The organism is Williamsia muralis NBRC 105860 (genome assembly GCF_001598915.1).
GTDB lineage: Bacteria > Actinomycetota > Actinomycetes > Mycobacteriales > Mycobacteriaceae > Williamsia > Williamsia muralis.
Genome location: NZ_BDAP01000006.1, coordinates 60,004 through 85,740, shown reverse-complemented (window position 1 = coordinate 85,740; position 25,737 = coordinate 60,004). Strand labels below are relative to the sequence as shown.

Genomic DNA, 25,737 nt, shown 5'->3' with positions numbered 1-25,737 from the left:
GCCCCGTCGGCGGATACACACCGACGGGGCTGACCAGCAGTTCGGTTGGGTCAGGCGGTCCCGGCACCGAGTTTGGTCGAGGCCTGCGATCGCTGCCGCTGCACCTCGATGGCAGCATCGAACTCTGCCCGCCAGTTCTCGGTCAGCGGCAGCTCTCGGTTGACGGCCTCTTCGGTGGACAGCTCCACCGGGAATCCGAATGTGTCGTAGAGCTTGAAGAGGTCGTCACCGTTGACGGTGTCACCGGTCTTGCCCAGTCGCTTCAACTCTCGCAAGCCCTTGCCGAGGGTGCGCCGGAAGGCCCGTTCCTCCTTCTCCAGCACGGCGATCACCACGTCGCGCCGATCGGCCACCTCCGGGTAGGCCTCGGCGTACAGACCGGCGACGACCGGGACCAACTCCGTCAGCAGGTTCTGCTGAACACCGAGTTGATGGGCGAAACGGATAGCCCGCCGAACGAGCCGTCGCATCACATAACCCTGTTCCTTGTTCGACGGCACCACACCGTCCACCGCAAGGAACACCGCACCGCGGATGTGGTCGGCGATCACTCGCATCGCAACCGTGTTGTCGTCGTAGCTCACACCCGAGAGCTCCTCGATCTTCTGGACGATCGGCCAGAGGAGGCTGATGCGATATACGTCAGGACTGTCGATGGATGCCGCGGCGATCCTCTCGAGACCGCCGCCGTAGTCGACGTTCTGCTTGGGCAGCAACGCAAACCCGTCGTCGGTCTTGCAATACTGCATGAACACCGAATTGCCGATCTCCATGTACTGACCGCCATCGGAGTTCTGATGCGGGTACTTGCCGAAAGCCGTGTCGTGCTCCACCTGTGGGAAGTAGTAGAAGACCTCGCTGTCCGGTCCGCCTGGGTCGCCTACGGGCATCGTGTCCGGACCGCCGGACCGTGACCACCAGTTCTTGTCGCTGTAATACGCGATCCGCGCGCCTTGGTTTCCTTGCTCGTTGCCCTGTTCTTCGGTCAGCAGCACCACCCTGTCCGACGAGACACCGGCCTTGGTGAACAACTCGGTCCAGATGTCCGCGCTCTCATCGTCGCGGGGGATGCCGTGTTCGGGGTCTCCCGAGAACACCGTCACGTAGATCCTGTTCGGATCGAGTCCGACGATCTCGGTCAGGAAATGCCAGAACAGCGGGATCTGCTCGGACTTGAAGTAATCGCCCAAACTCCAGTTGCCGAGCATCTCGAAAAATGTGGTGTGCCGGTTGTCGCCGACTTCCTCGATGTCCTGCGACCGAAGGCAGGTCTGCGAATCGGCGAGCCGGTTGCCGTCCGGATGTTCGGCGCCCAACAGGTATCTCAGCAATGGCTGCATCCCGCTGCCGGTGAAGAGTGTGGTGGGGTCGTCCTTAGGCACCAGGGGGGCCCTGTTGATGAGGGCGTGGCCGCGCTCCTGCATCAGCGAGAGGTAGGCGCTGCGGATTTCGTTGGCATCCATCCGGTAACTGTCCCAAGATCACGGCCGGTGTGCGCGCCGAATCGGCGCGTTGGCCCGAAAATTGTCTCCGATACGGGCAACGGGTGATGTCGGCCGGCAACACGATCGCTTAGAGTCAGTTCGTGGCCAACCCCAAGAAGCTCCTCTCGCAGCTGTCCAAGACAGGACCGCACAAGGTCTTGCGCGGCGATATGGCGATTGTCGGATTGCCGGGCACCGTCTACGCGCCCGCCGCCGGGAAGGACCTGCCCGGGGTGGCGTTCGGTCATGGCTGGCTCACGGGCGCCAAGCAGTACAACAAGACCCTCGCGCATCTGGCCTCGTGGGGCATCGTCGCCGCGGCGCCCACCACCGAGAAGGGCATGCTCGGTTCCGATCAAGGACTGGCCGCTGATCTCGAGACCACCCTGTCGATCATCACCGAGGTCCGCCTCGGTGCCGGCGACATCACCGTGCACAAGCAGCGTCTGGCGGTCGCCGGTCATGGCTTCGGCGCATCGGCCGCGACGTTGGCCGCGTCACGGAGCAGCAAGGCCAAGGCACTCGCTGCCCTCTACCCGGCGCCGACCAGTTCTGCCGTGCTCCCCGCCGCCGCGGAGGTCCGCCAGTCCGCGCTGATCCTTGCCGCGCCCGGCGAACTCGAATCGATGACGTCCAATGCGCTCGCGCTGCGTCGCGCTCTGGCCGGACAGTCGGTGTTGCGCCTGGTCCCCAAATCCGACAACCGAGGACTGGCCGAAGGCTTCAGTGTTCGGGCCAGGCTGGGTGCCGGGGGCAACGACAAGAAGACGCAGAAGCTGACGCGCGCGGTACTCACCGGATTCCTGTTGCACCAACTGACGGGCGACGTCACGTACGCCGCATTCAGTGACCCGGCAGCCGAACTCGGCAAGCTGATGACGATCGACCCCGATGCACTCGCGCCTGGCATGGAGGAGATCGTCGACCCACTCACCAAGCTGCTCAAGGGCTAGCGCGGTTGTTCGAGGTCCAACGCTGTTGCCCAACGGCTGGCACCACACCGAGCTCCGGCGTTCAGCGGTCGGACAGCCAACCGGATGTGTACGAGAACGCGGTGTCCTGACAGTCCTCCACCTCGACGCCGGACTGACCGGGGAACGGCGTCGATGAGTCCTTCGCACCGGTGCCCAGAGTTGCCTTGGCCCCGATCGTCGGGTTGTCCGCTGACTCACCCGGGGCTGGGTACGGGGTGTGGGGGCTGAGGTCGATGTCGTTCGCGGGGAGCAGGATTGCGCCGCCCGCAGCCACCGATGCCCGTGTGACACCGCGACCGTGCGTTGCGTTCTCGGCACTCGTCCGGACCTTCTCACCGAGTGCCTGCTGACTTTTGCGGTAGCCGGCCACGGCCTCGGCACTGTGAGTACCGACTCTGGCGGCGATGTTGTCGAACAGGTCGGTCAGGCTCATTGCTCACCGGCCAGAGCCAGGAGTCCGTCGTCGGGCGGTGCCACCGCGTCGCGCTCAGAGGCCTGCGGTGTCACCGGTGTCGCATCGAGATTGCCAGGAGCGCCGGGGGTATCGACATCGTCTTTGCTTCTCGGAGCTTGGATCCCCGGGGAACCGGGCGTCGGACATTGATCGAGAGACTCGCGATCCGTCTCGGGCGCGTCTGGCGGTTCGGGGTCACCGGGAGTCGCCGGTACCGGCGCTTGCTCCTCGAAAGTCAGGTCGTCACCGATCTTGCTCTGGCCGTCCGCGGTGGTGATCTCGCACGCTTGCTCCTCCGGCCGGACAGCATCCGGTGGCGCCAAAGACACCTGAGGGTCCGGACATTCGGGCGCGCCCGAGTCGGATGACCCTTTCAGGTCGAACCGTTTGTCTCCCAACGGGGTCGAGGCCGGCGGTTCAGCTGTCTCACCGCCCGCGTCCGCCGCATGCTCGGTGCCCTCGGGGCTCGCCGGAGGCGGCATCACTGCGCCGCTTGCGTTCGCCACCATCTCGATCACACCTGTGATCGAGCCTGCCACAGCCGAACCGACTGCCACAGCGACGGACCCGAGTACCGCTGAGAGATCGGCACCACCCACCATGGACGTCCATGGGCTCGCCACCCCCGACTGTGCCGTCATCACCGGCTGCGTCTTCACGGGCTGCGCCCCCGGTTCGCACGCCGAGGTCGAGTTCACCGGCCCGGAGTCCGGTGCCGGTGCGGACACCGTTGTGATGCCCGGAGATTCGCGAACCCCGCCACCTGGTCCAGAAACCTCTACCGCAGCGTGGCAATCGCGCTCGGAGGCGATCGGTTCAGAGTTGTGAGCGGCGCATCGCACCAGTGTCTCGTCCGAGGACACCAGCTGTCCCCTCTCACAGTCGCCGCCTGCGTAGTCCGAGACGTCCACCTGTGCCATCGCCGTACACAGCCCGGTGAGAACCGCATCGATGGCGTCGTCGCACAAGGTGACGGCGGTGTTGAACAACGCGACGGTGCTGTCGATCGCAGCTGTCAGTTCGGCGGCGGGCGAACCCGGGGTGGTGACCAGTGTCAGCCATGAACTGATCGGGATCCCGAGCAGAGTGTCGGGTGTGATGGCGGCGACGCACCAGAACTTGGCCAACCGGGCCGCCTCGATGGCGTCGGCAGCCACCACCATCCCAGAGCCGATGTCCGCCAACGCCGCCACATCAACCGTCGCGCGCGGGATGTGCGCGTCCTGAAGGCGAGTGCGGGCGACGATGCCGGACCCCGTGGGCCAACAGGTTCCCAGTACGGCGTCCTGGCCGGTCTGATTCTGCAGTTCGGCCGCCGCGACGGTCTGAAGGCCCAACACGATTCGACCGTCGGCTCGCAGCGTGTCGGTGTCCAGGTCCTCGGTCTCGAGCAGGCGATTCCGGCACACGTCACCGGAGGGAACGTTTTCCATCCCCAGCCGCCGCGCCAGCGGGCCGACGTTGTCGAAGAAGCGGACGCTGTTCTCCGCCGCCGACCGTTGGTCCGTCAATTGTTGTGCGAGACCGGGCGTCTCACCCATGGAGGCCGCCATTCCCGGTGGTCGCGGGGTCGAACGTCGCAGCATTCACCACGTCCTCGCCTGTCAGCGTTGCGGCTGCATCGAAGAGTCCCCCGGCGATGCTCCGCGACGACTCGACGAAGCGGTTCACCGATGACACCACCGCAAGCAGTCCAGCTGCATACTGCTCGCCGTGGGTCGCGTACCGCGTTCCCGCGTGTGAGCCGAACGAGCAGTCGGCGACAGCACCCGCAGCGACCTCGACCGCCCGGGCACCACTCCGAAATACCTCGCCGACCCCTTGTACCGCGGATGTGTCCATCCACGTCTGCTCGCTCATGATGCCTCCCCGAAATCAGACGTTGCGGGGCATGGAGAGGTTCCGTTCTATTGCCCGAGCAAGCCGGACACCGCGTCAAGGAGCGCGTGTGGCCGCTGTTCGACAGGCGCAGGTTCGACCAGCGCGAACCGGCATCCCACTGCCCGGGCACCACCGTCAGCCTCTTCGCTGTCACCCACCATCAACACATCGACGGGGTCAACACCCAGGTGACCCGCAGCGAGAGTAAAGATTCGCGGATCGGGTTTGGTGACACCGACCTCAAAGGACAGGGTGAAGTCGTCGACGAGTCCGGCCATGTCATGTATGTCGAACACCGCGCGGACATCAAACGCGATGTTGCTGACGACCCCCACCTTGATTCCGCGTTCCCGGAGTCGCCGCAGACAGTCTCCGGTGTCCGGATACGGTTTCCACGACGACGGATCGACCACCCGCTCGTACAACAATTCCGCATGACCGGGCAACGTGAGTCCGGATGCCCTCAGAACCGACAAGTAAGCCCTACGGTGCAGTAGCGGGTCCAGATCTCTTCGTTCCCATGCGAATTCGTCTTCGGTAGGCAGACCCGGCGGCATCCCGACCGGAGCGGTCATCCTTCGGATGATCTCGGACTGCGCCTCTCCTTCGAACTCTTCCCCGGATTCCTGGCGCAGGCGTGTGAACCACTCGGACCGTTCGGTGAACCGGAAGAGGGTGCCCGAGAAGTCGAACAGGACAGCGCTCACGGGTGGCAAAGTCAGGCAGACTCGACAGCGGCCGCGATTTTGGTGGCCACCGAATGCGCCTGCTCTGTGGTGGCTGCCTCCACCATGACACGCACGAGTTGCTCGGTACCGGAGGGCCGGAGCAGCACTCGTCCGGTGGCGCCGAGTTCGGCCTCACCGTCGGTCACTGCCTGCTTGACCGAAGCTGCCTCGGCCACAACGTTTTTGTCGGCAACCCGCACGTTGAGAAGGACTTGCGGCAACGCACTCATGATGGATGCCAGATCGGCCAGCGACCTACCGGTCTCGGCCATCCGGCCCATCAACGCAAGCCCGGTCAGGATGCCGTCTCCCGTGGTGCCGTGCGAAGGGATCACCACGTGTCCCGACTGTTCGCCACCGAGCGAGAATCCGCCGGCACGGAGCTCCTCGAGGACGTAGCGGTCACCGACGGCGGTGGTACGCACAGTGATCCCGGCGTCGGTCATCGCCAGATGCAACCCGAGGTTGCTCATCACCGTGGCGACGAGGGTGTTGTCCTTGAGGCGGCCGGCATCTTTCATGGCACTGGCCAAGACGGCCATGATGGCGTCGCCGTCGACGACCTGTCCCGCGGCATCGACCGCGAGGCAGCGGTCCGCGTCGCCGTCGTGAGCGAGTCCGAGGTCGGCCCCGTATTCCAGAACTGCTGCTTGAACCCGATCGAGATGTGTTGAGCCGCAATCCTTGTTGATGTTCTCGCCATCGGGGTTCGCGCTGATCGCGATCACGGTGGCACCGGCAGCGCGATAGGCACGTGGCGCAGCCGCATAGGCGGCGCCATGGGCACAATCGACCACCACGGTCACCGACTTCAAGTTGACGTCCACAGCTGCGGACAGATGGGTCAGGTACGCGTCGAGTCCATCGTGCGCATCGCGAACGCGGCCGACATCCGCACCGGTCGGCCGGTCGAACACGGTGTCCAGCGCGGACTCGATCGCGTCCTCGGCGGCGTCGGCGAGTTTGTGCCCACCAGCGGCGAAGAACTTGATCCCGTTGTCGGGCATGGGATTATGCGAGGCCGAGATCATCACGCCGAAGGCAGCGTCGTAGAAGTCGGTCAGATACGCAACAGCCGGGGTGGGAACGACGCCGACTCGCAGGGCATCGACACCCGCCGCGGTCAGACCGGCACAGACGGCGGCTTCGAGCATCTCCCCCGACGCCCGCGTGTCCCGGCCCACGATCGCTATGGGGCGGCGGCCAGAGGCCGGCGCTGTGGGGCGGCCGGACCCGGACCGATCCTGCGGCAGTACACGTGCCGCTGCCTGCGACAGCGACAGCGCCAACTCGGGGGTCAGGTCGGCATTTGCCAGACCACGTACGCCATCGGTACCGAACAGGTGCCCCATTGACATCCTTCGCTCTAAATACACAGGCAGGCGTCCAGTGAAACTGAACGCCTGCCTGTGCCAAGTTCGACTTGGTGTTTCTTGCGGGCTGAAGAAATCAGCGCTTGCTGTACTGCGAAGCCTTACGGGCCTTCTTGAGGCCGTACTTCTTGCGCTCCACCGCACGCGGGTCACGGGTGAGGAAGCCGGCCTTCTTGAGGGCTCCGCGATCCTCTGGGGTGACCTCGATGAGGGCACGAGCGATGGCCAGACGCAGAGCGCCGGCCTGTCCCGAAGGTCCGCCACCGTGCAGATTGGCAGCGATGTCGAAAGCGTCGGAGCGCTCGACGGTGACGAACGGCGCCTTGATGAGCTGCTGGTGCACCTTGTTGGGGAAGTACTCCTCCAGGGTGCGGCCGTTCAACTTGAAGGCACCGGTGCCCGGTGACATCCGGACGCGGACGACGGCCTCTTTACGACGGCCCACGGTCTGGATCGGGCGATCGAGATCGATCGGCGCGCGGGTGACGGCCGGCTCGTCGGCAACGTCTGCGGTGGTGTCGTCCACGGTGTAGTCGTCAGCGCCGACCTCGGCCTCGACCACTTCGGGAGCCACTGCTTCGGCTTCGTTCACATCGGACACGTTCTGCTCCTCCGGCGCCGTCACTGGGCAACCTGGGTGATCTCGAAGGGCACGGGCTGCTGCGCCGTGTGGGGATGGTTGGGGCCTGCGTAGACCTTCAGCTTGGAGGCCATGGCCCGCCCGAGCTTGGTCTTCGGGAGCATCCCGACGATCGCCTTCTCGACGAGGCGTTCCGGCTGGGTTGCCAGCGACTCACCGACAGTGCGGGACCTCAGGCCGCCCGGGTATCCCGAGTGGCGGTAGACAAGCTTGTCGTCGCGCTTGTTTCCGCTGACGGCAACCTTCTCGGCGTTGATGATGACGACGAAGTCGCCACCGTCCATGTGGGGTGCGTAGGTCGGCTTGTGCTTGCCGCGCAGGAGCGTCGCGCTCTGCACAGCGAGGCGGCCGAGCACCACGTCGGTGGCGTCGATGACATGCCACGTACGGGTGATGTCACCGGCCTTCGGGGTGTAAGTAGGCACAGATAGTCCTCATGTCTGGTGAACTGGAGCTGGTCTGGAACACGGCAGAGGTAGTTCCCGGCGACCAGTGGGGACCCGGGCCTCGACTACACCTGGCTACAGGCGGTCGCGCACCAACGGTCAACAGTACCGGCCGGGCAGTCGACAGGTCAAAACGCCGCAGACCGGCGCCGGCCGTGCGGCGGACTCGAACGTCATGGCGCTCCTATCCGCACCGCACCCACCGCGACCCGGCACTGCTCGTCGATCGTCTCACCTGCGGATCCGCCCTGACATCCCACACTCACCTGCAACCCCGCCGACACCAGCAAGTACCACCTGATCGGCCCTCCGGAGACGGGCACCTCGCGGTAGCTGATCACCTCCCGGCCTGCGTAACGCGTGCTGGCTGAGAACTCCTGGACGACGTCGTCGCCGCGCTGCCCGATGCGATTGCGCAGGCTGCCCGCCACCGAGGCCAGGGTCGACGTGTTGCGCACCGTGTTCTGCAAGACGATGATCCGCCGGTCGTCGCCGGGTGCAGCGAAGGTGGTGCGGGACACAACACCTTCGGCTGCTGGCTCCGAGCTCTCGCGCCACTCGACGGGCACGGTCACGGCGACGCGCCCGAGCTGGGCCTCGCGGTCCGCAGGCGGCGGCACACCGGCGCGTCCGTTGTCGACCATCAACGCGATCACCACCACTGCGATCACCACAGCCGCGGTCGCTGCCACGGCCCCGGCGACTCGTCGGCGCACCGGCGTCCGGCCATCGGTCGGCGGTTCGCGAATGCCCTCGTCCACCGGCAATGCGGCGCCACCGAAGCGGTGGATCAGTGATCGCTGCACTGCCGCGACCCGACCGACCACTGTGTGGACTTCGCAACACCGCAGAACCTCCGCAACTGCCGCTGGGTCGGTGCCATCGACGAGGATTGCCTCGACGCGGTTGTCGACGATGTCACCCAGTCGAAGAGCAACCGTCTCGGCAGTGGCCACCGAGGTCCCGACAACGGTCCAGCTGCCGGCTGACCGATCCATCTCATGGATGTCGATCCGGGAGTGGACCTCGATCACCAGTGCCCGCTGCGTGGAAGATCCCAGATGCGATTCGGCGATGACCGAAGCACGCGGTGTCAGCACCAGATGGCCACAGTGGGGTTGCGCCGCCTGCCGCAAGATCTCGGTCCGTCGGACACCCCATGTCGTCGGGTGTGCCAGCTCCACGGCCCCGAGGCCTTCGAGCGCTCGGGCGAACACCTCTGACCATGCCGCCGCGGTAGAAATCCTCACCCCGTCGACGGCCACCGACGATCCGTTGATGCCGCGGACAAGGGCTTTGACGGAGCAGGGTTCACGCCCGGCAACCACCACGTCGTCATAGGCGATGTCGGCGACCACCATCCGTATCGGTCGGACCGTCGGCGACGCCGCGGGCTCTTTGTCTCTCACGTCGGGTGTCATCACAACGGCGGCATGTGGGCGACCTGGATCATTTCCTGCGGTCGCGATCTGGACACCAGTTCTCCCCGACCCGGTACCAGGCGCTGCAACCGCACCCGGCCCAGCAGGTACCCCTCGTCGCGGTCACCGCTCATCAGCAGCCCATCGGTGGACAGGTCTTTGAGACGCCCGATGATCGGATCGAACAGAGCTCGTCCGGCGCCGCCAGAACGGCGCGCGACGATGAGGTGCAGGCCGATGTCGCGGGCCTGGGCCAGCAGGTCGAGCAACGGGCTCAACGGGTTTCCGCTTCCGGTGGCCACCATGTCGTAGTCGTCGACGATGATGTACACGTCCGGCCCCGACCACCAGTTGCGGTCACGGAGTTGCTGCTGGGTGACGTTCTCCCCGGGGATCCGGGCGGTGAAGAACGCCACCAACTCGTTCACCATCGGGGTGAGGGTCTGGGCCGAACTCGCATACCCGGCGAGGTGATCGGTGTCGATCACACCGAGCATGGTGCGCCGATAGTCGACCAGGACGATTTTCGTCTGCGTCGCCGTGCTGTTCTCGACCAGACCAGCGACGATGTTGCGTAGCAGCGTGGTCTTCCCGTGCTCCACGTCGGCGAAGACCAGAAAGTGTGGTTGAACCCGGAAGTCCAGGATGACCGGGGCCAACTCGGCTTCGCCGACACCGATCGCGACTTCACCGGCCGTCAGCTCGATCCCGGCGTCGTGAACCCGTGCCACCACCTCGGACCGTTCCAGATGAGCGGCGAGTTTGCGGACCGGCATGGCCTGCTGACCGGGGTAGACGGCCACCAGCTGCTGCACCGTCTGCGCCACGGCCGCACTCAGTGAATCGAGCGAGGTGTCGGAATCCGTGCGCGGCAGAGCGATCAGCATGTGCAGGTGCTCGGCGGTCAGACCACGCCCGGGCCTGCCCTCGGGCACGAGTCCGGCGACCTTGCGGCCCATCTCCGAGTCGAGTGGGTCGCCGAGTCTCAGTTCGAGGCGGCTGCCGATGAGGTCTTTGACGGCCGGCCTGATCTCGGCCCAGCGGGCAGCGGTGAGCACTACGTGGACCCCATACGAGAGCCCCTGCGCCACAATGGTGTTGATCTGCTCGTCGAGGAAGTCGAACTCGCCGCGGATCACCGAATAGCCGTCGACGACCAGGAAAAGGTCACCGAAGACATCCGCCTGCACCGATGCGTCACCGGCAAGGCGGCGTTGGCGATAGTCGCGCATCGACTCGATGCCGAGTTCGGCAAAGCGCAGTTCCCGCTGCCGTATCACCGTTGCGACCTCGGCCACCGTCCGCCGCACGGCATCCATGTCCGAGCGGCTCGCAACCGATCCGACATGCGGCAGGCCGGCGATCCCGGCCAGACTGCCGCCGCCGAAGTCGAGGCAATAGAACTGGACCTGCGCCGGACTGTGGGTGGCAGCCGCCGCAACGATCAACGCGCGCACCGCATTCGACTTACCCGATTGTGGTCCACCGACGATCGCCACGTTGCCGCGCGATCCGGCGACATCGACGGTGAGAACGTCGCGCCGCTGGTCGTACGGGCGGTCCACGATGCCGATCGGGAACACCAGCCGACCGATCTGCGGGGTCCGCCAGTGCGGGGCCAGCATGTCGATGGTCGGCGGTTGACCCAATGGCGGCAGCCACACCTCATGCGCCGGACGTCCCTGCCCGGCGATGCGGTCCACCACGATCTCGAGCAGCGTTCTGGAATTCGGTGCGGGCGGTTCCGGATCACCGGCAGGGTCGGGGCCGGCCACCTCGGCCGCAGCCGGGGGCACGATGGGGTCGAGTGGCACAGGGCCGGCGGTGAACATCTTCAGGCCCACCGGGCCGCCCGACGACGCGGTGTGCTCGGCGCCCGCCGCGACCGGCGGCGAGTACGGACCCGACACGTAACACGTGTTGAATCGAATCGGTTCCGCCGAATCACATTTGAGGTAGCCCGATCCCGGCACGTTGGGCAGGTGATAGGCATCGGGTACACCGAGTACTGATCGGGACTCGTTGGCGGAAAAGGTTTTCAGTCCGATGCGGTAGGACAGATGACTGTCCAGGCCTCGCATCTTTCCTTCTTCGAGCCTTTGCGAAGCAAGGAGCAGATGGATGTGCAGCGACCGGCCCAGTCGTCCGATGGCCACGAACAGGTCCGCGAAATCCGGCTTCTGCGCGAGCAGTTCGGAGAACTCGTCGACGACGATGAACAACGCCGGGAGCGGTTCCAACGGCGCACCCGCGGCGCGCGCACGTTCGTACTCCCCCACGTTCGCGAAGTTCCCCGCCGCGCGAAGCACCTCCTGACGCCGGTTCATCTCCCCCGACAACGCGTCGCGCATCCGGTCGACCATCGACAACTCTTCTTCGAGGTTGGTGATGACGGCTGCCACATGCGGGCACGAGTCGAGGCCCAGAAACGTTGCCCCACCCTTGAAGTCGACCAGGACGAGATTGAGTGCCTCAGGCGAATGGGAGCTGACGAGCGAGAGCACCAGAGTACGCAGGAACTCCGATTTACCTGATACTTGCTAAAGACACCAATGAACTCGGACGCAGCAGCTTCTTCGGCAACAGGTGCAGCCGTGGCTCAGGCGGCGTCACCTGCGGGCCTTCCCCTAAAATAAGCAGACCGCCACGGCTGGCCTGCTGATCAAGACAGAGGCGTCCGCAGCCGTCGCTATCCAGCGCAGCGATAACCTAAGTGCGCGGACTAAGCGGCACCGACTAGCCTTCTCGCGTGGTCAGCGAGCTGCTGTTCGTTACTCGTGTAACCGACGCCCAGCTGGGTGAACACTTCTGCGGCCTCCTCGAAGGCTTCAACCTGCCTATCGGTCTGAGGTTTCGCGAACAACACTTGAACATCGATGTCGGGTTCAACGCTAAATCCCTGCGCCTCGCCCGGAGGAACCAGGATTGCCCCCTGTCGACCGGACCTGAACCTGTCCATCGCGTACCCCCAGGCTTTGACGTCGCTGACCACCTCGCCAACGTTGTCTCGCTGGAAGCTCCACGCTTGTGTCAGCAACTCCGGCGTATTGCCGACCGCAAAGTCGACGCGTGTTCTGATCCGGTCGCCCACTACGAGGTCTGGACGTTCGACGACGTGGATCCCAGGCACGAATGAACCGAATGACCTACGAAGGTGCGCCAGCAGCGTTCGCTTACTGATGCTGTTGCGTGTCGTGGCTTCGATGTCTACGAGCAGGCGCTTGAAAACCACATCAAGAACGCTGGCCGCGCTGTCGGCTACTGCAACCCCAGGTTCGCTCAATTGAATAATATTTCGACGCTCTGCCCGCAGACTGCTAAGCCAGTCAGTGGGCAGCTCGATTAGCGACTCGGATGACTCTTCGATGTCGCTACTCAGTTGAGCTATGAACTCGGCGACGACGGCTAGTTGTTCTGCCGAGCAGAGTTTCGCAGCTCTCCGAGGGTTCTGAATCTGGCGCACGTCCCAGTCGCCTTCTTCTGCGGAGCCCGCGACCGCACCCACGTTTACGAACTCGCCGGTCCTCGGCTCGGGAACGCACCTGACCACGGCGTACTCGTACCTTGGCATACGATTCCTAACTCCTCAGGCGATCAAGTCGACCAGCTACCGCAGGCGCACGCTGTTCTAGAAACCAGCCGAGTGCCTCAAGGTCAGTATCCGCGACATTCCAACTTTGTGGCACTTCCGCTAGGACGGACAAGATCTGCGCTCTCGAAAGCTCCCTAAGTGCTGCTGCGACCCTCTCTAGTTCGGCCTGGTCAAGTCCGTGCGCCGGAACGGGCAACAACCGAGGCGTCCCGACTTCGCGCTGAAGGTCCTGGTCCGTCCACCCGGCGTTCATGGCGGGCGGCAGATAGAGTCCGTGATCGTGCGAATACGTGCTTCGGTCGTTGTCCGTGTCGTACAGCCACTGCGGATCCGACCCGTAGAACAGGTCGTAAATTGCGAAAACACCGACGTGCCGCTGGCGGTTGCTGTTCCGCGTTCGGCTTTGCAGCCCGTCTCGGCCCTCTACGCAATGATCGAGCGCACGGCTACCGTGGGCGTAGCTCGAATCGAGCTTAATCCCGGGCCTAAGCTCCTCCCCATGTAGCTCGTCGGGAATCCTGATGATGGCGGCGTCGCACGTCGGCGCACCGATCACAGAACCGAATCGAGCGACGAGCATTTCGGTAGCTACCGACATCCGATCTCTGACAGAGGTAAAGATGTCCTGCACCTTGATGAAGTAGTCGAAACCGTCATCGGCAGTTACCCGCACCGGTGCTGCCTGGGTTGCTCCAACGGGTCCCAAGAGAACCACCACTGGAACCGCCGATGGCTCCTTACGCTTGGGCAGCAGACCTTCCCACTCGGACCGGGCAACACCAATCGGGCGCGACATGACTGGCAGAGTAGTTCAAGGCCAACTGCGAGTTGCGATCCTGGCCGTCGTCGACGGCCCGCGCGGGTGATTCAATTCTTGTCTAGACGGGTGAGTCCGCGTTCTAAGCCGCGGAATCTGCTCGTCCGGAACTCCGGGCACAACTTCGACGTCTAACCAGAATGGATCATCTCCCAAAGGTCGCAACCGACGCGATACAGGCCGCGCTGCACATGGTGCGTTGGGAACTCGAACTGGTCGAGGTGAACGATCAACCCGAGTCTGCGACTGCCATCGTGCCCACACAAGATTGACGACATGGCGGATCACCTCAGTCCTGATGGACGGTCGCGCGTCATGTCCGCAATCCGGTCTAAGAACACGAAACCTGAACTAGCTGTCCGAGCAGGGTTGCGCGCGGCTGGAGCAACTGGCTACCGGATCCACACCCGCCATCTGCCTGGTAAACCCGATGTCGCGTTCACGCGATGGAGAGTCGCGGTCTTCGTCGATGGTGCCTACTGGCACGGGCACCCTGACCACTTCGACCCCTCGAATGCGACGGCGTACTGGCGGGAGAAGATCGCGCGCACCCAAGCTCGGGACGTCGTCGCGAGTGACGCGCTCCGAGACCTGGGCTGGACTGTTCTACGGTTCTGGGACTTTGAGTTGAGAGCCGACTTCGACAACTGTGTCGAACAGGTTCTCGCAGCCCTCCGGCATCGCGGATGGACTGATCCCCTGCCTACAACTCGTTCAAGTCCAGCCGGAACGACCGATCACCAGTGATCTCACTGAACGACATTCCGGTCTGGAGCATCTGAATCAGCCTGGACGCATCCTCAGCGTCGATCTCACGCTTGAGCCCTAGCGCGGGGACCGTGAGCAGCACTCGGGGATCATCGCCGTCGGCAAATCGCGAAATACCGATGGCGTTCCCTACGGCGTCCTCGAGCCACACCGTCGATTCTTCGTCACGCGGAGCATCCATCGCGCGAGAATACTACCGGCGCACATTCACGCCCTGAACGGTGCGCGCCTCCCAAGATCTCAGAGCGACCGCCGATACGGTCCCCCTGTGGGTTCATCATTCGCGCCGACGCTCCTCGGTTGGAAACGCAGTGCAAAGAACAAGCTTAACTGGGCCTGGGTCCCCAACTCTGCAGACGTTGACAACGCGACCAGCTTGCGGCTCGCGGCGACCATCCTCGATCAACTGGGCGACCCTAACCCCAACGTGAGCATGCTGAGCCCCGCAACCACTCCGCCTCCGAGCCCCGGGGGCCCGCTTGAACAGGCAGTGTGCGAAGAACTCGCAGCCCAGCTTCCGCTGCTCGATCCGAAGCGGGACTGGCAAGTTCGTCGTGGCCGGAACATCATGGAGTACGCGCAGTATCAACACCTTGCCGGTGTCCAGGCAGCCATAGAGGACAACCCCAACCTGCGCGTGACCATCGGGACGGACTACCTAATCACCCCAGATGTTCTGGTAGGCATCTTCGGAACGCCCACTCTCACCGACCACCCCTGGCTTCACGCCGCGCTGGCGTGCAAATGGACTATCCGGTCGGACCGCGTCCAGAACATCCGACACGAGAACGGCAACATGATTCGTCATCGAAGAGGTCGATTGCCGCATCTCGCCACCATCACGGCAGAACCGTTGCCAACACGACTCGCGTCGATTGCTCGTGGAACTGGTGAGGTGGACGTCACTTACCACATTGCCTACGCCGAACTCGCGACAGCGGTTGCAGCCGAAAAAAACCCCGGACAGCAGGCCGCATGGGACGAAGTTACTGGCCAGGGACGCCTTCGTGACTACGCAGTCATGGCTCAGTCCCTTGTGGACTGGTAGTAACCCTGCGCCGTGTTCTGCTGAGATCTAGTCTCTTCTAGAACCCATCATGACGACACTGCCTCTCGCAGCGCCTGCGTGAAACAGTCGACGAGCGCCTCAACAGATGGATCTTCGGCACCCACGACGGCCACACACGCATCCGCATCCCCCGGATAGTCTGATTCCCTTGTATAGATGCCTACCTGCCAGCCCTCTCGCATTTCGGGATCATCGGCCAGGTCGTTGGCATAGTCGGTTACTAGCACACTGTGGCCTGTCTCCAGGACGCCTTCCAACGCCATGCATCCCCCACCCGTGTTGACGAGAGCGAAGTCGACCCCAAATTCGTTTTTCAAGACGTGGATGGCGAATAGGTAGTCGTAGGCGCGGGACATTCTTGAGCCTCCTGCATGTTGGTTGATCGACACCGTATCCGCAGCCACCGACCGGCAGTTCCCCGACCAAGGTGGGGTCGTTCAGAACGTGAAAGATCGTGCCCGGGTTGTGCTGTGGCTTGACACCAGCTCGTGGCAGCGTGTCGTTAACGCGATGTCCGAGCGTCATGAAACGATTGCCTAGTGCTGACTTCGTTAGAGATATGTGCAGGTGCAGGCGGACAGGCCCTTGGCCTTGAACAGGCTGGGTTCAAGCACCTCGCCGTTGTGGAGAACGACTCGCACGCCTGCGAGACGCTCAGACTGAATCGGTCTCACACCAAGCTGGCGAAGGCACGCCGGTGGACAGTCCGAGAGATGGACGTCAAGGATCTGGACGGTCGCGACTACGAGGGGGTCGACCTGTTCGCAGGAGGCGTGCCCTGTCCCCCGTTTTCTGTCGCGGGAAAGCAACTCGGCGCGGGCGACGAACGTGACCTCTTCTCGACCGCCCTGAGTCTCGTTGAAGTGACGAAGCCGAAGGCCGTTCTCCTCGAGAACGTCAAGGGCCTGTCGACTGCGCGGTTCGCGCCTTACCGGCAGGACATCATCAACACCCTCGAAGAGTGGGGTTACATGTCCCACTGGCAGTTGATCAACGCGAGCGAGCACGGTGTCGCTCAGCTTCGACCACGGTTCGTTCTCGTTGCGCTGCAGACGCAGTACGCCGCGAACTTTGCTTGGCCAGCGCCGGTTGGTAGTCCACCCACCGTCGGCGATGCGCTCTACCCCTATATGTCCGAGAACGGATGGGCGGGGGCACACGCCTGGGCTAAGCGCGCCGATGGCGTCGGACCAACCCTCGTCGGAGGATCAAAGAAACACGGCGGGCCTGACCTCGGACCTACACGAGCACGCCAGGCATGGGCGATGATGGGAGTCAACGGCAGCAGCCTTGCCGAAGAAGCTCCTGGCCCTGAATTCCCCACCGATGGGGTACCGCGTCTAACTGTAAGGATGGCTGCTGCACTACAGGGCTTCCCTCGGTCCTGGAAGTTCTACGGGCGCAAGACCGCTGCTTACCGTCAGGTCGGCAACGCGTTTCCGCCACCAGTCGCCGCTGCTCTAGGCAAGGCAATCGCTGCGGCGATCACAAACACCCCGCTCGCTGTAGACCTAGATCGGATTCCGGTCTCAGCAAGTCGTTGATCTTCCCTACGAGCGGCGTCCGTTGAGAGCGTCTGCGATTCGTGCTTCGAGTTTTTCTTTTTCCTCGGGAGCCAGCTTGCGGATGCGGTCATAAACTTCGTCCACTCGGTCACGAGTTCGGTGGCCCTTCACAAGCCAGGAGTTGAGACGCCTCAGCTCTGCAGTCTTGAGCGGCCTGACGATGCTCCACATCTCCTCGGCGCTCGGCGGGTCGATGCCTTCAGAACGCTTCGGTTCGTTGCACCACCTGCATTCGACCCTCAGATTCCCGGGTTCGGCCAAGCCCTCGCGATCACCTGGAATCACGTGACCGATCGTCATCGCTGCTACCTGGTCAGGATCTCCTGGGTATGGCTCGCCATCGCCGATGCCGCAGAGCTGGCAGCGGCTGCCATCGCGCTCGAGGATCGCGCTCCGCAACTTCTTGCTGATGTTGTTTGCGTTCTTGGGACGAGGCCCAAGCCCGGGATGCCAGCCAACAACATCGAGACGGTAGTGCTCCTGCTGCAGGGTGCGGTCGTCTTTCCAGCTCGTGATCTTCCAGCCATCTCGGGCGCTTCGTAGCTCCCTGATGCGCCTCTGAAAGTGTTCAGCTTTGTTCCGCTCTCCCTGAGTGCCGAGCACGCCCCGCAGTTCGTCAGTTGTGAAGATGTCCCCGACACTTCGATTACACGCAAGATAAGCCGCGATCCGGCGCTCGTCGCCGTAGTCGCGGTCGCTGTTCGGCCATTTCTCGAGGTCCCACCACAGAACCTCATCGGACGCATAGGCCTCCGGCCCGTACTTGACCATGCAGCAACCTTTTCATGACGACGTTCATCAACACGCGGTATGACACGCTGGGAGCGTGGATTCAATCCTTTTGACATGGAACCCGGGCAAGTGGAACGGGTGGTCACCCGACTACGACACGTACGCAGCGCAGGTCCGCGACAACGGGCCACAGGAAGTCGACTGGTCAATCGGCAATCGAACGACCGGAATCGGCCAAGGCGTCGAGGCATGGTTGTTCTTGCAGGGTGGCATCGATCCCACTCGCCGAGGCATTCTCGGACACGCGACCGTGAAATCCGCTCCCTGGCGAGGGACAGATCCGAAGGACTCCTCGAGGACGACGAATCGAATAGACATCACTTGGGACCTGCTATTACCGGAGTCGGACCTGATTGATGTTGTCACCCTTGAGAGCGCGGCACCGAGAACTGCATGGCGAGGGATCCGCAACTCCGGGGCGCGTATCAATCCGGCGGATATCCCGGCGATAAGGCAGCTGTGGACGGCGGCCATTCCGTCCACGCCGTTCGATGACGAGGCCCCGGGTACATACCCCGAGGGATCGACTCGAACTGTGCTGGTCAACAAGTACGAGCGAAGCCGAGCAGCCCGCGAGGCGTGTATCGCAAAGCACGGATCCAAGTGCAAGGCGTGCGGACTCGACTTCCAACAAATGTATGGAGACATCGGCGACGGCTACATCCAGGTGCACCACACAGTGCCGGTGTCACAGATTGGTAGTAACTATCAGGTGGATCCCGTGAAAGACCTGGTGCCACTGTGCGCTAACTGCCACGTGATGGCCCACCGGCGCAGGCCCGACCCTTACACAGTCGGTGAACTACGTAGACGTCTTCGCAGGTCTCAGTAATGCGGCTCGTAGCAGCGAGACAGTCACATTGAGCGAAAACAAAGCTTTGCTCGAAGATGCTCTTGGGTCCGAACGTCTTCGCCGCATCGGGGCACTCGAAGGCCATTTACAGCAGCTCATCGATCAGACAGAAGACGCGGTCACCCTCGAGGTCCACCTCCGCCCGCTCACACCCACCGAGCACCTCCAACTCAAAGCCACGGACGACTACCGCAGTGGACACTGGGCTTGTGCCGGTTTCGACGGTTCGGACAAAGTCTTCTGTATCGATGGCGTGGACCGCGAAGCCGATGGACGCGCCGGATCTGGAACACTTTTTTCCCCGAAATTCACTCGCGACTAGTGTCCTGGTGGCTTGTACACGCCTGGCGGTTCATAGATCTCAGCCGGGCCAGTCTCGCTTGCCTCCAGCAGCCATTCACCGCGGAGCTGCCGGTGATGACTCGTGCACTCATCGAAGATGTCGGTTGCATTCACTACGAGAGCAAGCACTTGGCCGCCAAGTGGGCTGAAGCCAAGGGACTACCAGACGGCGTGGATCGGCCTTGGGACCTGAGGGAACTCCTGGACCCTGAGCTGACACAAGCATCCTACGGGTCAAGGCTGAAGTGGCTAGAAAAGAAAACACCTTCCGCGAAGAGCATCTTGACCTACCTTGACCATCTCGCGCGAGCAACCGGCAATCAGGAACTCCCTGGCTGGTACGACCTGCTCACCGACGCTGCCCATCCAGCGTTCGCTAGCCGGACCGTTCAGTCGTCGCAACTGTCGATTCACAATTCGGGCGCGGTCTGGCAGAGGGAATACAGCCGACGAACTGTTCGACCGAGGTTTGATGGAGACATCGATTTCACGATTGTCCGGACGGCGGCGGACGCCGCCTTGCAGTGCACATCTATCGGCATCGATCTCCTACGGCAGTCGCTCGCAGTTGTTGACGATTTTGGGCTCACCACAGGCGCAGCCACGATGACTGAACGCGCCTACTGGCGCAACCTGCGGCCATCCAGCGGCAACCGTCCTTGCCCATGCGGACGCGGGTCGTGGAGGAAATGCGGTCATTACTGGAACTCACACGCACCATCGATTTCAATCAGTCCCGACTGAAACCGGACTCTGTGCACGGGCGGCTTCCGGCTTACCAGGCATGGCTCGGAGAAGTGTTTCCAACTCACCTCGCCCATTGCCCTACCGTCATCCCCAGTGCGGAACCCAGACCGCCCCCTGTGCTCCTGTACTTACACGAAGCCGTCACGAGCAACCCCACAAGAATTTCCGGGTATTGGCGTCTTCCGTACCATCCACTCATGGCGACAGGTGAGGCCGTGGTCCGGTGGACCCACGCGTTGACTACCCCAATCAACCTCTACGACAGCATCAAGCCGATGTGGACGCAGCCCGCGTTCCCGCACGCCCAGGCATCAAGCGGGTTCATCGCGACCATCGTCGAGCCCGTGCTTGAGCTATGGAATGCACACACACCTTCGGAGACCACCGACCTCCACGAGTTGTTGTGGCCGGTGGTCCAGGCCGCGAGCACACTCGACCCAGGCGATACGTCGACTGCTCCCGTGACGGCGTTCATCGAGATCGTTCGGAAAGCTCGAGACGCGGTCCAGTTGTTGCCGCCGACGGAAACCGCGGAGGACGTCGTCGACGAGATGGTTACGACTCTGAAACTGCTTGTGCTTACAGCGCGTCTCGGCCACACCGGAATAATGCTCGCGGTACGAGACCACTGGGTACCGCGAATGCAGGAGACCTCGAAGGGGCGGACACCTGCGCCACTCTTCTTCGACATGCTCACCGTGCAACCTGTTGACACCCCAGGGCCGAACACGTTGCCGTTCACCACCGTGCTGACCTCGACGGATCCGGGGACGGCCACCATGCAGGAATACGTGTCGCAGGGCGCGACCGAGAGCGAAACCGAGACCCAGCGGCGTTTTGCCGGGATGTGGATGACACTGTGGGTTGCCAAGTGGGAGAAAAGCTATCGTCCCCGCCTCGCAGCCTCCCATGACTGCACTGTCGACGACATTCTGTCTCCGTTGATCGGCGACATGGTGAAGATGCGCAACGACTACGCCCATCACGACGGAATTGCCACGAAGGCCTTAGAGAAGTGCGCCCGGCTTCAATGGTTCGTCGCGGGGCAGCCGATGCAACCCATGCAAGCGAACTACGAGCAGCTGTTTCGCGAGTTCGATGCCGAACGAGGGTCGCTCGTGGTCGCACCGACTCCGATTGTTCGAGATCGGGTTCAGGTCAAGGGCAAGGTGAGTCCGATCCTCCGCGCAGAATACGAGGCCATGGTGTCCGAACTCGGCCTGCGACCGGACGAGGCCTTGGAGGAGGCTATTGGCGCTTGGATTGAGGCCGGGCGCACCTCTCAAAACTAAAGTTCTGAGACGGCCCGGCAGATCAACCCTCTTGCATGTGTAAACCCAGGTGGGCTCGTCTCAAAAGATGTTCCAAAAGTGCCGTCTCAATATTGTGTTCCATAACAGCTTCTGAGACAATGAAGACATGATCGAAACCTCCACCGGCACGATCCTTGGCTACGCTCGCGTCTCAACGACGCACCAGACGCTCGAGCAGCAGCAGGACGCGCTCAAAGCCGAAGGCGTGTCGAGTGAGCGGATCTACTCAGACAAGCTCTCCGGCAGTAATTCGAACCGGCCAGGCCTCGCCGAGCTGTTGGATTACGCGCGACCGGGCGACACCATCGTGGTCGTCGGGATCGACCGGCTGGGGCGAAACGCAGCCGAGGTGATGACTACGATCCGGGACCTGCTGGCAAGAAATATCACCCTGAGGTCGATTCGAGAGGGCGTCGACACCCGAACTGCCGCAGGTCGGATGCTCGCTGGCGTGCTCGCCTCGTTGGCCGAACTCGAACTTGAACTGGGCAAGGAGCGACGGGCCGCAGCACGTGTCGCCGCAAAGGCCCGGGGGCGAGATATTGGGCGACCTAAGGCTCTCTCACAGCAGAAGGCCGATCTTCTGCGCCGGATGCACGCTTCAGGCGAACCCGTCTCATTGCTGGTGGACGAGTTCGGCGTCAGCCGTGCGACCGTCTACAGGTTGATCGAGCAGCGCCACTGAGCGACCCGATACCCGCGTGTGATCGGTGGCTGGTCAGCTGGCCTGCGTTAGGCCGCGACTATGACGCCCTCCGAGGCGTCGCGGGGTCATCGTCGTCGGTCCGGACAACGGACCACGTCCCCGAGACCAGTAGGTCTGATGCACCGTCTAGAAATGCGGCCCTGTCCCCGGACCGGGTGAACCGGAAGGTTGCTTGTCTTCCTGCGACTACCCAGTCTTTCGCTTTCGTTCCGCCCCATGAGATCTGCGGGTGAGATCCCGATTCATTGTGCTGGGCAAGCCCACGAAGCATGCTCAGCACCGCTTCGCTCGATATCTTCATCGTCACGCTGTACTTACACGCGGCATAGTTGGCACCTGCCATGTTGACTCCCACCCGAACTCGCGAACTGTCACACCATCCGGTACATCCTTCACGGACGAGAACCGAAAGACCACCGATTCACTGATACTCCACTGACATCGACCAGGTGCAATCTGGCCGGACGCTCGCTTTCGCCACCATCGGGCCAGTGGCTGACTGGACTCGCGTCGTGCCGGATGGGGCAGTCGGGTAAACCTGCATAAAATCGAGGCTTCGGTCCGCCGCCGTCCACAGATCGATGGTCCCTTGCTCGGCCATCTCGCTGCAGTCGACGTCGTAGTTGATGAACCAGCTCCGCGACGCGGTGAAACGTAGCTCACCTTCTCCTACGCCCTGCCCTGCAATCGGCGCAGCCGGGTAGCCGCGAACTTCAGCAGGCGGGGCTATAGCTGGTGGTCGCGACGCCGTGGGGGTCGCCCGAGTAGTCGACGTCGGGTTGTAACCACCTATCGGGGTGTTCGTCGTGTACTCCAGCATCGGTTCTCGTGCGAGCAAGGACTCTCCAGACCTGATCGTCAGAGCGTCGGCGACAACGGTGTACGTGACATCGCCGCTTGTAGCGAGGTACCCACCCGGCGTGGGCTCAGTGTTGTCGACCTGGCTCTCGGCTTCGTCGCTCAGGCGCACTCCTCGGTAGTAGAACGCAGACGGAGTCGACACTGCCTGGCACACCACTACGAGCGACTCCGCGGTGCGCCCTATCGCAACGGCGATGTCGCCGCGGTCACACCGCGCGTGTGACCCGACGAAACCGTTCCCATCCATGCCCGTCGGAGGCGTGCCGGGCTGACTCGTCTCAGGCGGTTGCGCGGTTGCGGAAGGCGTTCGACTCGAAGCAGAGGCCGACGACGTTTCGTCATCACCTGCATTCACAAGGAGAAGAACAACTAGGAGCAGGGCAACAAGCAGGACGGCGATGACGCCAATGAGGATCCAGGTCACCTTGTTGTTTCGAGCTGGAGGTCGCCCTTCCCCGAATTGGTTCGTGGGCGAACCGTACGGCTGTGTCACGGAGTTAGCCTTTCGTCGAGCAGACATCACGCTTGGGAACCGACCCCCTTGCACAGTGCCATGTCAACAGCACGAGATCGACGGATCGACGAGACTGACGACATCAAGGCCTATGTACCGGGTCGGACTGATCGGGCCGAAAGTAGCGATCTTGTCGACGGGTGTCTTACTGCCTGATCACGATGGGGAGTGTTCCTACGCCGATGTTCTTTAATGACTCTCGGGTAGATAGGACACGTCATATGCCCCTCCCCGAACAGGCTGAAAGCTGCCCACGAGGGTGGGCGGCCACCAGAACGCGAGGTTCTGTGACTATTCGGGGAGGGGCGTGATGTCTGGGTCTCTCGGTACAGATGAGGTATCCGCCTCTTGTTCGACTTAGTCGTCGAACAAGAAGGTCACCGGACACCTATTTGAGTGTCCGCTGACCCACACGCTGGCCACGGGTATTACTCGCTCGCCACAGTTGCCGGGTTTCTGCTTCAGCTGGGTGAGAGGCCTCGACACCGCCTCGTCACAATCGCTCTGGACGTCTTCGATAGGTGGGTCTGCCCTGAGTACCTACCGCCACAAGAAGCTCTTGTCGTTCTTTGTTCTCACTACACCCGGGAACTAACCGGTGGCACGAGAGGTTTTTCTGCACCTGGCCGCCACCCGTGCCCTCCGATCAGGAATTCCGTGATCGCAGCCGTTTCCGGTAGGCTGTCACCTGCAATTTGTTTGTGTCACAGTCGATGCTACCCGAGGACCGCTGCGATGGCTCTGATCGCGGGTAGCAGAGATTGAACCGAGCCCCCTTCAATGCTGTTGCACTGGAGGGGGTTCAGTTTTTTATATTTGAAACTCACTTGTGTCAAACCTACTTTCGACCAACTCAGCAACGGCATCTACCGTCCCCAGGCATGCTGAGAAGCCACCGCGACCGCTGCTCAAGTCGGTCGCACGCACCCCTGCCTCAGATGGCTCCTGGCGTCACTCTGGGCCTCCCAGCATGAACAGCGCCATGTCCACATCGCGAGGGCACCAGACCAGATCAGATCCAGCTTCAACCATCGCTACGATGTCGCACACGGTCGCCATATACCGGCTGTATCTGCCCGGCGCTCCGAAGCCGAGGTCGCGCAGCGCAGCCACAACTCGACGGTCGTACACAGCCATCCGATCCGGCGCACACGCGGTCAGGATCGTTGACGGCACCGCAGGTCCGCTCGTGCATCCGGGCAGCCCCAGGAGTGCCATGCGACCCGCAGAAGCAGCCTCAGGTATCGAGAGGTCACCGTCTTTTGCGACATCGCACGCTGCCCGGGTGACGGCCTTCACGCGAGCGTCAGGCATCTCGTTCAACTCTCGCGTCCAAGGACTACTCAGGTTCAGCCTCTTCCAGAGCAGAAGCGCTCCGATGTCAGCTTTTCCCAGACAACCCGACTCTGCCGCTCGGCCCTGGACTTCGACCAAGACCTCGTCATAAAAACTTCCGGATCCGATGCTTGGGTAGCGAGCACGCGCATCCACCAAGGCCGTAACCGGGTCCGGTGTTTCGCGCTCATGCGGCATCTTCGGACTCTACCGGCCCGTTTCCTTCGTTCCGGTCACATAGGTTCTGACCTCGGGCCCCGCACATCGTCGTCGTCATCATCATCGAAAGCCCTCCGGCTCGGATCCTCCCTCATCTTTTCGAGAATCTCGGGCCACAACTCCGGAGGAACAGTGGACTTCACTGCATGCATAATTCGGTCTAGCTTGAGCATCGCGTCCGCGACATCAGTTGACCCACCTCGGGTCTCCATCACCTCCTGTAGCCGAACAGCAGCAGACATCGCGGCGCTCAAACTCACAGGAGCCTCAGAGCCGACCAGTGCCTGATAGCCCTTCACCATGACCGTCTCAAGAAGGGCCATTGGAGTGACGGCGTTCTCTACCCCGCTTTCGAAATCGATCTGATTCTCGCGGGCACGTCGCTCCAGGATCTCTCGATACGTCGACCTCGCTGCATCTTGAACCGGGAAGTGCCGCGCCGTGTGATTCCTGACCGAGTCGACTGTCACTCGGTCTTGCTCGTCAAGCTCGCTGTTCTCCGCCGCCAAGGCCCGCACGATCCTGGCGTAGCCGACCCCCCGTGCGAGCAGGTCATTGACCTTCAGCCGGACGTTGTCGAGCCGACAGACGCGGCACCGTGGTTCAAGGAAAACAATGGGAGCTCTACGCCCATCCGAACTTCGGTCACCGACGTCGCCAAAACTGCCGGGCGTCTGAGTATCTGACATTTTTCCTCCTGTCTGGCCGAACGGGTAACGTCCACGGTCCACCCAGTCTCGACCTCTAATTCGGTTCGTTCGAGCGCCCCAGCACATGTGGCACTTCTCGGGTACATACCTGTACTTCGACGCCACGAGTGCCGTTCCCGGGTGCCACAGGTCG

At 62.8% G+C, this 25,737-nt stretch carries 27 protein-coding genes and 1 pseudogene; 10 read left to right on the top strand and 18 right to left on the bottom strand.

Translation table 11 applies throughout. From position 1 onward, the window contains the following. Positions 1 to 50 precede the first annotated feature (50 nt). Positions 51 to 1,463: an alanine--tRNA ligase-related protein gene (locus WIMU1_RS20555; RefSeq protein WP_030171035.1), complete on the bottom strand. Its 1,413-nt coding sequence runs from the start codon at positions 1,461 to 1,463 to the stop codon at positions 51 to 53. 122 nt (positions 1,464 to 1,585) lie between these two features. Here WIMU1_RS20555 and WIMU1_RS20550 point away from each other — a divergent pair, with 122 nt between their 5' ends. After that, positions 1,586 to 2,437 carry a dienelactone hydrolase family protein gene (locus WIMU1_RS20550; RefSeq protein ID WP_062799996.1) on the top strand — a complete coding sequence of 284 codons (852 nt, stop codon included), beginning with the start codon at positions 1,586 to 1,588 and terminating at the stop codon, positions 2,435 to 2,437. A 61-nt stretch (positions 2,438 to 2,498) separates the two neighbouring features. On the opposite strand, the gene WIMU1_RS20545 is transcribed toward WIMU1_RS20550, so the two are convergent. The 11 genes and pseudogenes from WIMU1_RS20545 to WIMU1_RS20495 all read right to left on the bottom strand — a co-directional run bounded on the left by WIMU1_RS20545 (position 2,499) and on the right by WIMU1_RS20495 (position 13,789). Further along, entirely contained in the window at positions 2,499 to 2,891 is a 393-nt protein-coding gene (locus WIMU1_RS20545; RefSeq protein ID WP_062799994.1) for a hypothetical protein, read from the bottom strand. Continuing rightward, positions 2,888 to 4,453 carry a hypothetical protein gene (locus WIMU1_RS20540; protein ID WP_147431397.1) on the bottom strand — a complete coding sequence of 522 codons (1,566 nt, stop codon included), beginning with the start codon at positions 4,451 to 4,453 and terminating at the stop codon, positions 2,888 to 2,890. The genes WIMU1_RS20545 and WIMU1_RS20540 overlap by 4 nt, the downstream gene beginning before the upstream one ends. After that, positions 4,446 to 4,772 carry a hypothetical protein gene (locus WIMU1_RS20535; RefSeq protein WP_120802764.1) on the bottom strand — a complete coding sequence of 109 codons (327 nt, stop codon included), beginning with the start codon at positions 4,770 to 4,772 and terminating at the stop codon, positions 4,446 to 4,448. Before WIMU1_RS20535 ends, WIMU1_RS20540 begins: the two co-directional genes overlap by 8 nt. A 47-nt stretch (positions 4,773 to 4,819) precedes the next feature. Further along, positions 4,820 to 5,500 carry an HAD family hydrolase gene (locus WIMU1_RS20530; protein WP_245969068.1) on the bottom strand — a complete coding sequence of 227 codons (681 nt, stop codon included), beginning with the start codon at positions 5,498 to 5,500 and terminating at the stop codon, positions 4,820 to 4,822. Between the two features lie 11 nt (positions 5,501 to 5,511). Continuing rightward, a complete protein-coding gene (glmM, locus tag WIMU1_RS20525) occupies positions 5,512 to 6,873 on the bottom strand; it encodes a phosphoglucosamine mutase (RefSeq protein ID WP_062799988.1) in 1,362 nt (453 codons plus the stop codon). A 97-nt stretch (positions 6,874 to 6,970) separates the two neighbouring features. Next, positions 6,971 to 7,519, bottom strand: a complete 549-nt coding sequence (rpsI, locus tag WIMU1_RS20520; protein ID WP_062799986.1) for a 30S ribosomal protein S9 — start codon at positions 7,517 to 7,519, stop codon at positions 6,971 to 6,973. Next, complete coding sequence (gene rplM / locus WIMU1_RS20515; RefSeq protein ID WP_023961983.1) at positions 7,516 to 7,959, bottom strand: 50S ribosomal protein L13; 444 nt, start codon at positions 7,957 to 7,959, stop codon at positions 7,516 to 7,518. The genes rpsI and rplM overlap by 4 nt, the downstream gene beginning before the upstream one ends. A gap of 194 nt (positions 7,960 to 8,153) precedes the next feature. Beyond that, the gene (locus WIMU1_RS20510) at positions 8,154 to 9,389 is read right to left on the bottom strand and encodes a type VII secretion-associated protein (RefSeq protein ID WP_158599275.1); all 1,236 of its coding nucleotides are present in this window, start codon (positions 9,387 to 9,389) and stop codon (positions 8,154 to 8,156) included. An 11-nt stretch (positions 9,390 to 9,400) separates the two neighbouring features. Further along, a pseudogene (gene eccCb / locus WIMU1_RS20505) lies at positions 9,401 to 11,935 on the bottom strand (type VII secretion protein EccCb); the annotation flags it as partial. Positions 11,936 to 12,123: 188 nt separating this feature from the next. After that, the gene (locus WIMU1_RS20500; protein ID WP_062799981.1) at positions 12,124 to 12,972 is read right to left on the bottom strand and encodes a DUF3037 domain-containing protein; all 849 of its coding nucleotides are present in this window, start codon (positions 12,970 to 12,972) and stop codon (positions 12,124 to 12,126) included. A gap of 7 nt (positions 12,973 to 12,979) precedes the next feature. Beyond that, positions 12,980 to 13,789 carry a hypothetical protein gene (locus WIMU1_RS20495; protein WP_147431399.1) on the bottom strand — a complete coding sequence of 270 codons (810 nt, stop codon included), beginning with the start codon at positions 13,787 to 13,789 and terminating at the stop codon, positions 12,980 to 12,982. A 161-nt stretch (positions 13,790 to 13,950) separates the two neighbouring features. Here WIMU1_RS20495 and WIMU1_RS26735 point away from each other — a divergent pair, with 161 nt between their 5' ends. Continuing rightward, positions 13,951 to 14,082 (top strand): hypothetical protein, encoded by a 132-nt coding sequence (locus WIMU1_RS26735; protein WP_255283887.1) that lies wholly within the window; start codon positions 13,951 to 13,953, stop codon positions 14,080 to 14,082. A gap of 4 nt (positions 14,083 to 14,086) precedes the next feature. Next, entirely contained in the window at positions 14,087 to 14,557 is a 471-nt protein-coding gene (locus WIMU1_RS26925; protein ID WP_084248435.1) for a very short patch repair endonuclease, read from the top strand. On the opposite strand, the gene WIMU1_RS20490 is transcribed toward WIMU1_RS26925, so the two are convergent. Continuing rightward, the gene (locus WIMU1_RS20490) at positions 14,514 to 14,759 is read right to left on the bottom strand and encodes a hypothetical protein (RefSeq protein ID WP_062799978.1); all 246 of its coding nucleotides are present in this window, start codon (positions 14,757 to 14,759) and stop codon (positions 14,514 to 14,516) included. The two genes, WIMU1_RS26925 and WIMU1_RS20490, sit on opposite strands and share 44 nt — an antisense overlap. Before the next feature lie 87 nt (positions 14,760 to 14,846). Here WIMU1_RS20490 and WIMU1_RS20485 point away from each other — a divergent pair, with 87 nt between their 5' ends. Further along, a complete protein-coding gene (locus WIMU1_RS20485) occupies positions 14,847 to 15,626 on the top strand; it encodes an NgoMIV family type II restriction endonuclease (protein WP_062799976.1) in 780 nt (259 codons plus the stop codon). Between the two features lie 47 nt (positions 15,627 to 15,673). Here WIMU1_RS20485 and WIMU1_RS20480 read toward each other — a convergent pair whose 3' ends face one another. Next, positions 15,674 to 16,003 (bottom strand): hypothetical protein, encoded by a 330-nt coding sequence (locus tag WIMU1_RS20480; protein WP_062799974.1) that lies wholly within the window; start codon positions 16,001 to 16,003, stop codon positions 15,674 to 15,676. A 186-nt stretch (positions 16,004 to 16,189) separates the two neighbouring features. Between WIMU1_RS20480 and WIMU1_RS20475 the strand changes: the two genes are divergently transcribed. Next, the gene (locus tag WIMU1_RS20475) at positions 16,190 to 17,191 is read left to right on the top strand and encodes a DNA cytosine methyltransferase (RefSeq protein WP_062800272.1); all 1,002 of its coding nucleotides are present in this window, start codon (positions 16,190 to 16,192) and stop codon (positions 17,189 to 17,191) included. Between the two features lie 6 nt (positions 17,192 to 17,197). Here WIMU1_RS20475 and WIMU1_RS20470 read toward each other — a convergent pair whose 3' ends face one another. After that, complete coding sequence (locus WIMU1_RS20470) at positions 17,198 to 17,983, bottom strand: HNH endonuclease (RefSeq protein ID WP_062799973.1); 786 nt, start codon at positions 17,981 to 17,983, stop codon at positions 17,198 to 17,200. 55 nt (positions 17,984 to 18,038) lie between these two features. Here WIMU1_RS20470 and WIMU1_RS20465 point away from each other — a divergent pair, with 55 nt between their 5' ends. From WIMU1_RS20465 to WIMU1_RS20445, 5 genes are all read left to right on the top strand, one after another. Then, positions 18,039 to 18,836: an HNH endonuclease gene (locus WIMU1_RS20465; RefSeq protein WP_062799971.1), complete on the top strand. Its 798-nt coding sequence runs from the start codon at positions 18,039 to 18,041 to the stop codon at positions 18,834 to 18,836. A gap of 28 nt (positions 18,837 to 18,864) precedes the next feature. After that, positions 18,865 to 19,179: a hypothetical protein gene (locus WIMU1_RS20460; RefSeq protein WP_147431400.1), complete on the top strand. Its 315-nt coding sequence runs from the start codon at positions 18,865 to 18,867 to the stop codon at positions 19,177 to 19,179. A 92-nt stretch (positions 19,180 to 19,271) separates the two neighbouring features. Continuing rightward, a complete protein-coding gene (locus WIMU1_RS20455; RefSeq protein ID WP_147431401.1) occupies positions 19,272 to 19,943 on the top strand; it encodes a hypothetical protein in 672 nt (223 codons plus the stop codon). Between the two features lie 200 nt (positions 19,944 to 20,143). Beyond that, positions 20,144 to 21,238 carry a hypothetical protein gene (locus tag WIMU1_RS20450; protein ID WP_120802768.1) on the top strand — a complete coding sequence of 365 codons (1,095 nt, stop codon included), beginning with the start codon at positions 20,144 to 20,146 and terminating at the stop codon, positions 21,236 to 21,238. 127 nt (positions 21,239 to 21,365) lie between these two features. Further along, entirely contained in the window at positions 21,366 to 21,944 is a 579-nt protein-coding gene (locus WIMU1_RS20445; RefSeq protein WP_062799964.1) for a recombinase family protein, read from the top strand. 442 nt (positions 21,945 to 22,386) lie between these two features. On the opposite strand, the gene WIMU1_RS20440 is transcribed toward WIMU1_RS20445, so the two are convergent. From WIMU1_RS20440 to WIMU1_RS20430, 3 genes are all read right to left on the bottom strand, one after another. Continuing rightward, entirely contained in the window at positions 22,387 to 22,968 is a 582-nt protein-coding gene (locus WIMU1_RS20440) for a hypothetical protein (protein ID WP_147431402.1), read from the bottom strand. A gap of 1,323 nt (positions 22,969 to 24,291) precedes the next feature. Then, positions 24,292 to 24,654: a hypothetical protein gene (locus WIMU1_RS20435; protein ID WP_211339025.1), complete on the bottom strand. Its 363-nt coding sequence runs from the start codon at positions 24,652 to 24,654 to the stop codon at positions 24,292 to 24,294. Positions 24,655 to 24,908: 254 nt separating this feature from the next. Continuing rightward, the gene (locus WIMU1_RS20430) at positions 24,909 to 25,583 is read right to left on the bottom strand and encodes a hypothetical protein (RefSeq protein WP_062799960.1); all 675 of its coding nucleotides are present in this window, start codon (positions 25,581 to 25,583) and stop codon (positions 24,909 to 24,911) included. Positions 25,584 to 25,737: the final 154 nt, after the last annotated feature.